Annotated in this window: 13 protein-coding genes; 7 read left to right on the top strand and 6 right to left on the bottom strand. The window is 51.8% G+C overall.

What is annotated here, in order from left to right; translation table 11 throughout:
• Positions 1-15: 15 nt before the first annotated feature.
• Positions 16-1,227 carry a right-handed parallel beta-helix repeat-containing protein gene (locus tag VGM48_RS20500; protein WP_331582299.1) on the top strand — a complete coding sequence of 404 codons (1,212 nt, stop codon included), beginning with the start codon at positions 16-18 and terminating at the stop codon, positions 1,225-1,227.
• Positions 1,228-1,323: 96 nt separating this feature from the next.
• On the opposite strand, the gene VGM48_RS20495 is transcribed toward VGM48_RS20500, so the two are convergent.
• The gene (locus VGM48_RS20495) at positions 1,324-1,737 is read right to left on the bottom strand and encodes an EamA family transporter (RefSeq protein WP_331582298.1); all 414 of its coding nucleotides are present in this window, start codon (positions 1,735-1,737) and stop codon (positions 1,324-1,326) included.
• Positions 1,738-1,892: 155 nt separating this feature from the next.
• Between VGM48_RS20495 and VGM48_RS20490 the strand changes: the two genes are divergently transcribed.
• The 5 genes from VGM48_RS20490 (at position 1,893) to VGM48_RS20470 (ending at position 7,329) form a co-directional block, all read left to right on the top strand.
• Entirely contained in the window at positions 1,893-3,392 is a 1,500-nt protein-coding gene (locus VGM48_RS20490) for a sensor histidine kinase (RefSeq protein WP_331582297.1), read from the top strand.
• A gap of 10 nt (positions 3,393-3,402) precedes the next feature.
• Positions 3,403-4,767 (top strand): serine hydrolase domain-containing protein, encoded by a 1,365-nt coding sequence (locus VGM48_RS20485; RefSeq protein ID WP_331582296.1) that lies wholly within the window; start codon positions 3,403-3,405, stop codon positions 4,765-4,767.
• A gap of 6 nt (positions 4,768-4,773) precedes the next feature.
• Entirely contained in the window at positions 4,774-5,469 is a 696-nt protein-coding gene (locus tag VGM48_RS20480) for a LytTR family DNA-binding domain-containing protein (protein WP_331582295.1), read from the top strand.
• 88 nt (positions 5,470-5,557) lie between these two features.
• Positions 5,558-6,871: a HAMP domain-containing sensor histidine kinase gene (locus tag VGM48_RS20475; RefSeq protein ID WP_331582294.1), complete on the top strand. Its 1,314-nt coding sequence runs from the start codon at positions 5,558-5,560 to the stop codon at positions 6,869-6,871.
• A 26-nt stretch (positions 6,872-6,897) separates the two neighbouring features.
• Entirely contained in the window at positions 6,898-7,329 is a 432-nt protein-coding gene (locus VGM48_RS20470; protein ID WP_331582293.1) for a PepSY-like domain-containing protein, read from the top strand.
• Between the two features lie 8 nt (positions 7,330-7,337).
• On the opposite strand, the gene VGM48_RS20465 is transcribed toward VGM48_RS20470, so the two are convergent.
• The 5 genes from VGM48_RS20465 to VGM48_RS20445 all read right to left on the bottom strand — a co-directional run bounded on the left by VGM48_RS20465 (position 7,338) and on the right by VGM48_RS20445 (position 12,405).
• The gene (locus tag VGM48_RS20465) at positions 7,338-8,063 is read right to left on the bottom strand and encodes a hypothetical protein (RefSeq protein ID WP_331582292.1); all 726 of its coding nucleotides are present in this window, start codon (positions 8,061-8,063) and stop codon (positions 7,338-7,340) included.
• Positions 8,063-8,428 (bottom strand): GntR family transcriptional regulator, encoded by a 366-nt coding sequence (locus VGM48_RS20460; RefSeq protein WP_331582291.1) that lies wholly within the window; start codon positions 8,426-8,428, stop codon positions 8,063-8,065. Before VGM48_RS20460 ends, VGM48_RS20465 begins: the two co-directional genes overlap by 1 nt.
• Before the next feature lie 10 nt (positions 8,429-8,438).
• Positions 8,439-9,266 carry a hypothetical protein gene (locus VGM48_RS20455; protein ID WP_331582290.1) on the bottom strand — a complete coding sequence of 276 codons (828 nt, stop codon included), beginning with the start codon at positions 9,264-9,266 and terminating at the stop codon, positions 8,439-8,441.
• Positions 9,267-9,278: 12 nt separating this feature from the next.
• Positions 9,279-10,121, bottom strand: coding sequence for an ABC transporter ATP-binding protein (locus VGM48_RS20450; RefSeq protein WP_331582289.1), 843 nt, complete (start codon positions 10,119-10,121; stop codon positions 9,279-9,281).
• 73 nt (positions 10,122-10,194) lie between these two features.
• Positions 10,195-12,405: an outer membrane beta-barrel protein gene (locus VGM48_RS20445; protein WP_331582288.1), complete on the bottom strand. Its 2,211-nt coding sequence runs from the start codon at positions 12,403-12,405 to the stop codon at positions 10,195-10,197.
• Positions 12,406-12,582: 177 nt separating this feature from the next.
• On the opposite strand from VGM48_RS20445, the gene VGM48_RS20440 reads away from it, so the two are divergent.
• Positions 12,583-13,112: hypothetical protein (locus VGM48_RS20440; RefSeq protein ID WP_331582287.1), on the top strand; the 530-nt coding region annotated here is incomplete at its 3' end.

The following is a 13,112-nucleotide window of genomic DNA, read 5'->3' as shown; positions in this document are numbered from 1 at the left end:
ACAAAAACAAAACATATGAACCGAACAAAAATTTATCTGGTCCTTGCCGTCGTCGTCGCAGCACTGGGCGCCTGCTCAAAGCACAACAATGACGACACGAAGGTCGTTACGGCAACGGTACCCGCATCCAATCCCATCGCTCCCGGCAATATCTCGGGATTTGTAAAGGGGACCTTTACCACCGGAAACACGTACACGATCACCGGCGACCTCACCATCAAAGCCGGCGACACCCTCGCCTCACAGCAGGGGGTCACGATCGTCATCCAGAACAATGCCCAGATCATCGTCCAGGGCGTGCTCAATCTCGTCGGCACCCAGGCCCAACCCATCTCGTTTAACTCTGCCAGCAAACAGCCCGGCAGCTGGGGTGGCTTTGCCTGCGACAGCGCACAGGCCGTCATCATCAAATGGGCGCATATCGACAATACCGGCGGACCCGATCCCGGGGGCGATCCGCGCAAGAGCGTCTCCGTCAAAGCTGCCATTAATGTCGACATCGAGGACAGCTGGTTCACCAATGGCCAGGATGACCTGATAGCCCTGCAGAGCGGCTGCACCATCAACATCCTCCGCAATACCATCCTGACATCGGGCAGCACCGACGGGGAGGCCATCAACATAAAAAACGGCGTCACCGGCACGGTAGCTTATAACGTGATCTACAGCCAGGCAGGCACCGGCATCAAAATGGAGACCAGCAGCACCGTTCCCATCCCCCAGACCAGCATCAACGTCTATAACAATACCCTGGTCAGCAACGGCTGGAGAAGAGGCGCCGCCGAACCAGGTCGTGGAGTGTCCATCGATCTCAACGCGAAGGCCAACATCTACAACAATCTGATGGTGAATAACTACCAGGGCCTCGAGATCTTCACCGGCGCCGATACCATCAATACCAAATACGGCAATAACCTCTTCTACGCAACGGCCGACACGTACACCGACACCACCGTGACCCCCAATATCGTGGTCAATCTCCGCAGCAATTTCTATCCCGGCGACGGCGTCGGCAAACCCCAGTCCACCGATCTGATCTCGACCAAGGTCGGCGACAAGGACCCGATGTTCAAGAGCTATGACGGCAAGTTCGCGACGGCCAATGGCGCCCCCACCAGCAACGACTTCCACCTGAACGCGGGCTCGCCCGCCATCGGAAAGGGCAACAGCACCTACAATAGCGATATCGGCGCCTACACCAGCGACGGTCAGGGCAACAAGCACTAAGAGGCAACAAACTTTAGAAGGTAATCATTAATTTCCTGCCCGCTGCCACGCGTCTTCCGTTTCGGAACGATCCTGGCGGCGGGCAGGTTTACCGTTTTATCGGATCAGCACCAGCGTCCCCGCCACGATCAGCAGTCCGCCAAAGATGGTCTTCGGTTCCAACGGCTCGTGCAGGATCACCGCCGACAAAGTGATCGTCAACGCAAGGGACAGTTTATCGATCGGCGCCACCTTGGACACTGGCCCCGTCGCCAGCGCCCGGAAATAGAACAGCCAGGAAAGCCCCGTGGCCACTCCGGACAAGATCAGAAAAAGTAAATTCTGCCGGGTAAGCGTCTTCAACGCGGGCAGTTCCCCCGTGGCCCCCACCACGGCCCAGGTCATCACCACGATGACGACACAGCGGATGGCCGTTGCCAGATTCGAGGGCACGCCTTTCAGCCCCAGTTTTGCGAGAATGGCGGTCAGCGCCGCAAACAGCGCGGACAGCAAAGCGAAATACTTCCACATAGACCCCCAAAATACCGAATAAAAACTGAATATATCCTGAACCGGACACCCGCCGGACCATTGGCGCCACTTTCACCCCACGAGCAACCGGTTTGAACCCATTTTTTAGAATACGTCAATTTTCCTTTCTAATCTTGGGGTCAAATGAATTCAATATGAAGATCAGGTGGCGCGATCACGAATGGATAATGACAACCATCCTGGCTATTTCCGTGATAGCCGGTAACATTTGGACCTTTCTATTCCTGGGGATTCGCCCATTGCGCGTCTCAGCCTTCGAACAAAACAATTTCCACTTTAACATCTACCGGAATGAACTTCTGCCGGACGTCCTTTTGGTCATGACGGTCTATTCGGCGTATGTGATCCTGAACCGAAAGATCATCGTTCCTTATCTGGAAAACCTTAAATCTTCCAGGGCAACATCATGGAGGTCGCGATTTCCCCGACTGTACTGGCAACTCTCGTCGTTGATCGTGCTTGTTGGTTCTGTTGTCTATCTCGCTTTATATTTCAAACATGAGTGGGCCGCCCTAACCCTTCGCAATCTGTGGGGATGCTACCTCGGAGCCCTTCTCGGACTGATGGTCGCCTTGCTGTACCTCGCCATAAGGGAAGGGGTCATCTTTGCGATAGAACGTTCCGGCAGCCGTATGCCCTATTGGACCCTGGTTTGTAACCAGTTGACAGCATTTTTATCCATCTATATCACCATCCCCTTCGTTTCGGCAGCGCTCCGTCTTGTGCACGAGGGAAGCATGATCGATCTCTATTTTGCGGTTCTTCTGCCCTTTTTTCTCGTTTACATGGCGAATACTTACTGGATATTTCCGCTGCAAGGCGACCGTAAGCTTTTCAATATCCCGACGGTGCTGCGTATCATCGTAACGACGGGTATCAGCTCCCTCCCATTCTTCCTGGCACCGTTTCATGAGGGTCTGGAGTTCGGGTTTCTTGGCTGCTGGCTGGTGCACCTGTTCGTTACCACGCCCATTACCTGGATCCTTTATCAGGGACGCCGGGATAAGATCCTTCAGTTAAGGGGCGCCGAGACGGCCCTCTCCAAATCGACCATGGACCTGCAACTCCTCCGCTCACAGATCAACCCTCACTTCCTGTTCAATACACTGAATACCCTGTATGGCTTCGCGATCCGCGAGAATGCCGCACTGACCTCCGGCGGAATTCAAACGCTGGGCGATATGATGCGTTTCATGCTGGAAGAGAATACAAAAGACTCCATACCCATCTCGCGTGAAGCAGAATATCTGCAAAACTATATCCGGCTGCAGAAGATGCGCATCGATGATACCCTGGACATCCGGGTGGAGGAAAAGATCGATCTGGCCTGCCGGGATCAGGAGATCGCGCCCATGCTCCTCATCCCTTTCGTGGAGAATGCCTTTAAACACGGCGTCAGTCTCGATCACCCCTCCTGGATAAAGATCGATCTGAACTGTGACAAAAAGAAAATAGTTTTCGAGGTTAGGAACAGCCTTCATCCCGGCGCCGGGAATGACCCCGAGAAGAACCGGGGCGGCATCGGGAATAACAATGTCCTCACACGGCTGAAACTCATCTATCCTTCCCGCCATCAAATCTTCCTGACGACCACGGATACAGAATATATCGTCAGGCTAACCCTCCATTTTTAAACAACAGTATATGTCCTATAAATTCACCTCTCTATTGTGGTGCGGACTCCTTTGTCTCGCCGGTTCGGCTTGGTCCCAGGACACGATCCCCGGAAAGCTGGACGAACTGATCGGCCGGTACGCCGCCTACAACAAATTCAATGGCACCGCCCTTATTGCCGTCGAAGGAAAGATCCTCCTCGAAAAAGGCTATGGCTGGAAGGATATCGATCACCACGCTCCAAACGACGCCAACACCATCTTTCGGGTCGGTTCGATCACAAAGGAATTTACCGCCGCGGTGGTTCTCAGGCTTGCCGCGGAACAAAAACTCGATCTCGCCGACAAACTCAGCAAGCATTTTCCAGGCTTTCCACAAGGCGACAATATCTCTATCCAAAACCTGCTGAACCATACTTCGGGGATCTTCAATTATACATATGTCCCCGATTTCTGGACCTTGTCAAAGCGGCCGACCTCCGAGAAAGAGGTCCTGGACTCCATAATGGATAAGCCGTTGCTTTTTACACCCGGTTCGCAATTCAGTTATAGCAACTCGAACTATATGCTGCTGGCCTATATCATCCAAAAGGTGACAGGACAGGGCTATGAGTCCATGGTTCGCAAAGAAGTATTCGGGCCATTGGGTATGACCCACAGCGGTTTCGATTTTGTCCGTTTGAACAGTCGGGACAAGGCGACGGCCTATTGGCAGTTCTCTCCATTGGGATATACCCTCGGGCCGGATCAGGATTCGACACAATTCATCGGCTCCGGCGGGCTATATTCAACCGCGGAGGACTTGTACAAATGGCATCAGGCCCTGCAGCAAGGCCGGATTATCGACAACACCCTCCAGGAAAAGGCGTATACGGCAGGCAAAGGCCCCTATGGCGATGGCTGGGAATTGGACTCCGCCTATGGAAAAAAGCTCGTCGGACACGGCGGACGGGTATTTGGGTTCGAAGCAAAAATGATCCGCATCCCCGGCGATGATATCTTTATCATCCTCCTGAACAACACGGCCGATGAACCGTGTATCGACGTGGTCGGGAAGGGCATCCTCGCGATCCTCTTTCATCAACCTTATACGCTACCCGAAGCCCCCGTTCGCCTGCCGGAAGACCGGTTAAAAAAATATGTCGGCCGGTTTAGTCCGGATGGCCAGCGTATCTTTGAGACAACGATCGTCAACGGACATCTTTTCGGAAAAGAGTCCTCCGAGCATCCCCCGATGGAGCTCTTCCCCATCGGCCACGATCGTTTTATGGTGGTCGTTCGGGACGGAATGAGAATAGAACATCAGTTTCGAAGGGATGAAAATGGCGAGATCAAAGAGATCGAGATCAGTATCGAAAAGCTGGGGCGAAAATTGACCCTACCCAAAATAAAATGACAGGATATGCTGAAGTCAATTGCTGTGGATGACGAGCCGGTTGCCCTGGAAGTGATCCGGAAGTTCGGCGCGGGAGTCCCGTACATCGACCTGCTGGCTACCTTTACCCGCGCATCAAAAGCGGCAGAATATTTGCACAAAACCGAGACCGATCTCCTCTTTCTCGACATCAAAATGCCGGACATCTCGGGCATCGATCTGATAAGATCCCTACCCCGCCCGCCAATGGTGATCTTCACGACGGCCTATTCAAACCACGCCGTGGAAAGCTTCGAACTGGATGCGATCGATTTTCTCTTGAAGCCTTTTTCCGAAACCCGCTTCCGGAAAGCCTGCGGCAGGGCATTCCATCAGGCTGAACTAAAGCAAAGCTTTCGATCGACCGTGGCCGGGCCGCCGGCCATCTTTGTCAAGACCGGCTATGATCAGGTGCGGGTTCCCCTGGACGAGATCCTGTATGTGGAGGGCAGCGGCAATTATGTTCAATTTATGCTAAAAGGGGAAAAGATCCTTTCCAGGGTGACCCTCGCCGAAGTGGAGAAATTATTGCCGGCGCCCGCGTTCTTACGCATCCATCGGTCTTATATCGTTGGTGTCCGGCACATTCGCCGACTGGAAAAGACCCAGGTCCTGGTAAACGGCGTTTTCCTGCCCATAAGCCCTAATTATAGCGAAGCCGTTGAAAAACTAACAAGGCCCTGACGACTATTCGCGCAGAGATCGGTCCCCTTTTTATCCAGAATCTGCCTAGAATCGACTATTATCTTGCCAGTAGACAGAAGAGTCGATCATGAAACTGAACAACAAGACCATCCGCAACTACCTGGTATACTCTTCGGCGCTGTTCCTGCTAACCATCCCGGTTTTCTATCTGGTAGTCCGTAAGGTGTTGTTACATGCAGTGGACAGATCGCTGCGTATCCAGTTTCACGAGACCCGGGAGCATATCGGCCTCATCCAGTCCGAACAGGAACTCGCCATCTGGGCGAAGATGGACAATGATATCTCGATCTCCCCGCTGACCATCCCGCAGCAGGATCGCATCTATACGATCGACCGGTTCAACCGGCGACACCGGGAAGCGGAACCTTATCGCGAAATGGCGGGTACGGTGACGGTTAGCGGACGACCCTATGAACTGATCATCCGAAGCAGTCTCATCGAGAACGAAGACCTTCTCGGCAGTATCCTCTTTGTCCAGACGACCGTACTTTTCATCCTTGTCATGGGCATTCTATGGATCAATCAACGGATGTCCAAACGCCTCTGGCAGCCGTTTTACATCGCTCTTCGGACCATGCAGGACTTCGAGGTCAATAAGCGTGCCGACCCGGTTTTCATGGCCAGCACAACCGATGAGTTCAATCAACTGAAAAAGGCGATCGAACAGCTTTTCAGTCGCAGCCAACAGCTTTTTCTGCAACAGCGGGAGTTTACGGAAAATGCCGCCCATGAAATGCAAACGCCCGTTGCCATCTTACAGTCGAAACTGGAACTGCTCATGCAGACGACCCCACTCAGCAGGGAGCAGGCCGAATTGATCAATATCCTCGACTATACCATCCGCCGGATCACCAAACTCAATAAGTCCCTCCTCCTGCTGGCCAAGATCGAGAACAATCAATACAACATGATCGAAAGGATCGATCTCCGGGAAGCCTGCGAAAGAATGATCGGTCACCTCGATATCCTTGCCCAGGAAAAGGATATTATCATCCACCAGCACTATCAACCGGAAGTTTTCGTCTATGCGGATCCGGCGCTGATCGACATCCTTATCGGAAACCTCCTCTCCAACGCGATCCGTCACAATGACAAATGCGGCGATATCCTCGTTACGCTCGATCACCGCGAATTGATCATCAGCAACACGGGAGACGAGGTTCCGCTGGTGGGCGGCCGGATATTCGCCCGGTTCCACAAGCAAAGCCGGCAGGAAGGAAATGAGGACAGCACCGGTCTCGGCCTGGCCATCGTCAAAAATATCTGCGCCCTCTATCACTACAAGGTCAATTATAACTATATCAAAAGCCGTCACGCTTTTTCCGTTTGTTTCAACACTTCCCGCGACGGAATTCCGGTTTCATCCAGAATCCCCGTTTAGCTTTATCGAAAGAAAAACACTTCACCATGACAAGATCATTCATTCCTGGGCTTCTCGCCCTCGTACTGACCGCCAATCAGAGTTTTGCTCAGAAAGTAAAAAGCGCCGACGTCCCAGCTGCCGTCAAATCGGCACTCACGCAAAAATACCCCGCGGCCAGTGGTGTCATCTGGGAGAAAGAAAAAGGTAATTTCGAAGCCAACTGGGGCGGAAAGTCCAACGAGGACAACTCCGTTGTATTTACGCCTGCCGGCTCATTCGTAGAACAGGTGGTAGCCATCAGGGTCACCGAACTTCCTATCGCCATCGCCGCCTACGTCAAAAAGAACTACCCGGGCGCAAAGATCACCGAGGCGGGGAAGGTCACCGACGCCGCCGGGAAGATCGGCTACGAGGCCGAGGTGAAAGGAAAGGACCTGGTCTTCGATGAAGCGGGTAATTTTATAAAGAGAGATTAGCCGGCTGGTCATCGCGTCATTTTATTCACAGAAAACCCGGAAAGCCGGATCAAAGCACTATCGGCCATATTTAGCTTATAAGAATCGATTTGCACCGGCCCCAGGTCCAGCTTCGCAGTACCATTTAAATGAATATCTGCCGAGCGTACCCGTATCAATTTGTTTGCTCCGGCCCCAGGCGACATTTCAAAATTTAGATCACTCGAACCGTTTGCAATGACTATAAGCGAATCCATCTGTGAGAGCTCGCTTTCAACTTCCATTTCCGAGTTACCTGAAAGCTCGATAGAGATGCTTTTTTGATGCATCTTCAATAGATCGACATCGGTGTCAATCCCCTCTATAGAAACCAATTCCGGCGCGAAGATCCTTACAAGTGTCGTATGTTTGATCCAGTCCTTTACTTTTGCGTTGTCGGCGCTATTCTCCCTGGGAAACCTGATAAATAAGGTATCAGCCTTTACAAATGCTTTTACCGCCCTGCTCTCATATCCGGGCCATTGCTTTAATACCCGTACCGATGGCCTTTCGCTTTGTTCAAAGGTCATTTGGGTAATATTGCCGCCTTCGATCTTTATATGCTTAAAGGGTTGCTCAAGGATCTTACCATATCCCCAATAACGATCGTCTTTATCGGTGTTGTCATAATTTGTTTTGATGGATAGGTTTGCAGAGAGCAGCGCGGCAATTGTCAATACAAACAACCCGGCGAGCAATTTGGTACTAAGTTTCATTAAATTTTATTTTGAGCATTTTCCAAATAGGCTTTTATCTCATCGGGGTCTATTCGCAACAGACGCATATTTTTTACAAACAAGGGCAGATCCTGCTCAATAAACTGCGCCCGGCGGAAGGCCAGGACCTTTTCCTCCGCCCCGGGCGTTACGAAATAACCGATCCCTCTTTTATTGGCGATGATGTCAAGCTGAAGCAAAAAGTCATATGCTCGTTGCACCGTTATCGCATTGACCTGCATGGTGGCGGCAAATTCACGGATGGAAGGGATCTTTTCGCCCAATAGCCACTTTTTTAAAAGTATCTGATCGCATACATACTCCGCAATTTGCGAGTATATCGATCCTTTTTCCCGAAATTCCATATTTGTAATTTTAAAATTCTTTTTCCCTTAACCGAACATAGGAAATTATCCATAAAGCACCCGGAAGAAAATAACGAGTCAAAATATCAATGGCTTTCCCCGTGTTTGAGGGCAGGTCAATCGACCTGTCTACGGAAGAGATGGGTTGCAGGCCGGCCGAAAATTTTATCACCGATATGTCTACGCTCTCAAAAGGAAAGGCGTTTTGAACATCATGCATGACGATCTTAGCGATCAGCAGGTTAACTAAATAAAGGGACAGGAAAACCCCTCCGACGACAAGGGCCACTTTTATAAAGGTTACCTTATTAAAATAGAGCGATCCCACGAGCATGGCGCCCGCATAATTTGCAAAATAGCAATACACATCCCGTGCTTTGTCGCCGTCAAACGGGAAAACACCGACTGTATCGTAAATCTTTTTATAATTGGGCATGGAAGTATCCAGGTGATCGTGAAACCACACCACAAAGGAAACGTCCACAAGGCGGAAGAATAGTAGAAAGACCGCCGGATAGAATATCCCGGTTATTAATACGACACAGAGCCATTTTTCAAAATGTGATGCCGGCAAAGTGAGATATGAGGCCCCTTGTGCATTGGTGGAAAAATACCCGAACATAAAAGACGCCAGGAACATCCCGCCGCCGGTTAAGCCAATGAGGAAAGCGGCTTTTTGTACTTCGATCCATTGGTGCAGGGGCAAATGATAGATCGCATAATAAATGAACAGTAGTAACAATATCGCTCCAGTGAAGCCAAATATCTGCATGGGCCGTTCCAATAACGTCTTTTTTAACAAACGTCCAAAACGCGGCAGGTGAAAAGTATCGTACATTATTGCTGGATTTTAATTTGCAAAAATCTCCTTTGTCAGGGCAGGTTGCGCCGTAACGGCATTGAACAAATGTTCCAGATTGACCTTGGAATCCTGGTTTTCCAGGTTTCGCATCACCACCGATACCCCTTTCAGTGACTCTTCCGAATAAAGAACGTCATCAACTCTTTCTTCCGGCAGGTGATAAAGCGACTTAAAACAAAGCTTTTCTGTTACCTCGGCCATGGAGGTATTCAGGAGAAGGCGGCCGTTGTCGACTATAACGATCTGGTCGATCAGGTTGTCGAGATCCCGCACCTGATGGGTAGATATCAGTAACAATCGATCCTTTGAAAAAACCGAGGAGATCAGCTTTCTGAACTGTGTCTTGGAGGGAATATCCATGCCATTGGTAGGCTCATCAAGCAATAGTACCGTTGTGTTGCAGGCAAGCCCAAATGCTATGGCAAACTTCTTCTGCTGGCCGAAAGAGAGCGTCCTCAATTTGCCTTCCGGTTTAACTTCCAGCACCTTCAGACAGTTATAAAAAAGATTTTCATCAAACTGAGGGTAAAAGGATGCAAACAGGTTAAGATAACGCCCAATTGTCAGCGAAGGCACCGTTACTTCTTCCGGGATAAAATAAATGGTTTCCAAAAAAGAAGGCTGTCTTTTCCGGGGCTCAAACCCGTTGATCGAAATACTGCCGCTTTGGGGAAACAACAGGCCTACCAGCGTTTTCAGAAAAGTCGATTTCCCCGCCCCGTTCTTCCCCAGCAAGCCGCAAATATTCCCAGGGTCAAGAGAAAGATCAAGGTTTTCATATAAAAGTGTCCCTTTCTTATAGCCGAAAGAGAGGTTTTGAACCCGTATCATACTGTAGTAGTTTTGTAGTACAGTACGAATGTATATCTCCTTTTCTATTCCGCCAAATATTTTCAATGGACCCCTAATTCCCCGCCCGCTGCCGCTCGTCCTCCGTTCCGGAACGATCCTGGTTGCGGGCCGTTTTACCGCTTCCAAAGCGATACGAAAAGCTGAGCGTGACCGCGCGGGTGTAGAACCGGTTGTAGTTATACTGGTTCAAATCGAGATAATGGTCGACGCCGGCCCGGTTCTCTCCCTGCAGGATATTATGCGCATTCAGAGTGATGGCCGCTTTTTTACCGGGCAGCTGCTGTTTCAACCCGAGGCTAAGGATGGAATAGGCGCCATAAGTAGACTGGACGATCTGGCGCTTTGAATTATATTCGAAGTCCACCTCGGCGGACAGCGAACGGGTCAAAGTGAGGTTGTTGTCGCTCTGCCCATAAAAAGAAACGATCCCCCGGTTGTCCAGCGGGAAGCCGTTGGCGGTGCCGGTAAACGAATTCAGATAAAGGGAGGCCGTCGTATTGGTAGTCCACCATTTCGTGATCGAATGATTCACCACCAGGTCGACATTCCACGACCTGGCCCCCTGCAGGTTGGTAGGAATGCGGGTAGTCGTGGAATCATTGGCATCGAGGTAGGGCAAGGTTCGGACATAGTCTTTATCGATATCATAGCCGGCCGTCAGGAACAACAGGTTCTTCCACGACCAGGTCATCTCGCCATGCCAGGTCAGCGCAGGTCTGAGATAGGGATTTCCCTGAAAGAAAAGCGTCGGCCCCTGCGGCCTTCTGAATGGCACCAGTTCGTGATAGTCCGCCCGATCGATGCGGCGGCCGAGTTGAACATTGAGGTTGTTGCGGGAATCGAGCCGGTCGTCGATAAACAGGGTTGGAAACAGCTGAAAATAATGTTGCTCCACCGACGCGCCGCCGACGTTATAGAGCTGCCGGCCCTTCATCACGGTTTGCTCAGCCCGGAGACCGGCCTGCAGCGTCAGTCGCCTGAATTGACGGTCGACATTGAGATAGGCGGCATTGATGTTCTCGGTATTCCGGTTGTAGTCGCTTTGTGTGGAGTCGATCAGCTCCCGGCCGCCGGCCTGATTGTAATAGCTGCTGTTATTGTCGGTTGCCACATAACTGGATTTCAACCCGGCCTCGAATTTTCCTTTTCCCGGCCAGGGCCGGACATAATCTGCGCGGGCTCCGGCGATCCGCAGCACCCGGGTCTGATCGAGGAACACATCGGACCGGCCCTGCAGGTCCCCGGTGGGACCGAGAAAAAGCGTAGCGTTGTACTGCCCGGGCCAGTAGTGAAATTCCGAGTAATCGGCATCGATGGAAAACTCCGATCCGGTGGTATCCAGGAGATGGCGAAGCTGGAGCCCGGTCGTGTAGTTGACCGGGTGATCGGCATTCAGGGCAGTAAAAGATTGTCCGCCGCCGCCGCTACCTCCGCCGCCCGCCGGGAAAACGCTCAACAGCGAATTCACGCGTTCACTCTCGGTACGGCTTCCACCGTTGGCGCTCAGGGTGAGTGTGGTGCGTTTGGTCAGGTACCAGTCGATGCCGGCCAGGCCATGATTGGCCCTCGCGGTGGAGGTCCGTTGGTTGGCCGAGACCTGACGGGTCAGCAGCTGGCCGCCTTTGAGAAGCTCTGCCGTCGAATTACCCCCCAACAAACTCTTGTTATAGTTGTAGCTATAGTTGAGGAACAGGTTATAGCGGTTCGTCTTGCAGTTGATCAGGAGACTGCCGCCATAACGCGGGTAGTGCCCCTCCCCCACATTCCCCGAAAGATTTCCGTTCCAGCCTTCCTCTTTATTTTTTTTGCGAACGATGTTAATAATGCCGCCGGTGCCGGCCGCGTCATATTTCGCCGGCGGGTTGGTCATGATCTCTACCTGTTCAACGGAGGACGAAGACATCCCCCTCAGCAGGCTGGCCAGGTCGTCCGCGGAGAGCTGGGTGGGCTTCCCATCGATAAAGATATTCGCGCCTGCCCTGCCGTTTAGCGAGACCTGACCCTCGTCGGTCATCTGGACGCCTGGCAATTGCCGGATCATTTCGAGGGCGGTCATCCCGCTGTTGATGATCTGCCGGTCGACATGAATGACGATGCGGTCGATCTGCCGTTGGACCAGGGGGCCCGGCCGGGTGATCGTGGCGGCTTTAAGGGTTTTGGCGAAGGGAGTATCCACGCGGGGAATGCGGGAGGTATCCTGCGCAAAAACGGCGAACGGCAAGCAGCTCGTGACAAAGAAAAATAACCACGTTTTGGAGAACATGCTGAGGATTTTCTACAATGTTACCAAGGAAGGAAGGGCGATTTTCCGGTTGTCGACCGGCGCGGCGACCTATCGGCCATACGGACCATTGCGCCGGACAGGTCGTGTTCAGGGGGTGATTTTGCCTTTTGGTCGACGATCGGGGAAGGATGCGGCGAAATAGCTAATTTGTGGGCTATGAATGGGCTTGAATCGCTGATCCGTTTTCATCAACGACACCGCTGGTGGGCGCATGGCCTTTACTGGCTGACCGTGTTGCTGGTCTCGGTAAGCTCCAGCAAATATTTTGATGGCAAAGCGGGGAGTTATGGCTTCGAGTTGGTCACCGATGCCTTGTACATGGTGCCCGAAATGATCGAGGCGTATGTACTCGCCTACTTCATCCTCCCATTTTATTTTTACCGGAAGCAGTACCTTTCTTCCGCGGTTGCCTTTTTGGCGATCAGCTATCTGACCTGTGCCCTGTCCCGGATCTTTATCGTGAAGATCTGCGAACCGCTTGCCCACATCCAACCCGAACCTTTTGAAACCTGGGCCAACCTCCTGACCGACATCCCCAAGCTGTCGTATGTCTATTTTTTCCAGATCCTTTCGGTGGCCTTCGTGTTCCTGATCATCAAGGTCGTAAAGGATCAACTGCAGATCCGGCAGCGGACGCTGTTGCTGGAAAGAGAGAAGGCGGAGACCGAACTGAAACTGCTGAAAGC

Source organism: Puia sp. (assembly GCF_036500295.1).
Classification (GTDB): Bacteria; Bacteroidota; Bacteroidia; order Chitinophagales; family Chitinophagaceae; genus Puia.
The sequence above is the reverse complement of the archived record's forward strand: the minus strand, read 5'-3'. Positions and strand labels throughout refer to the sequence as shown.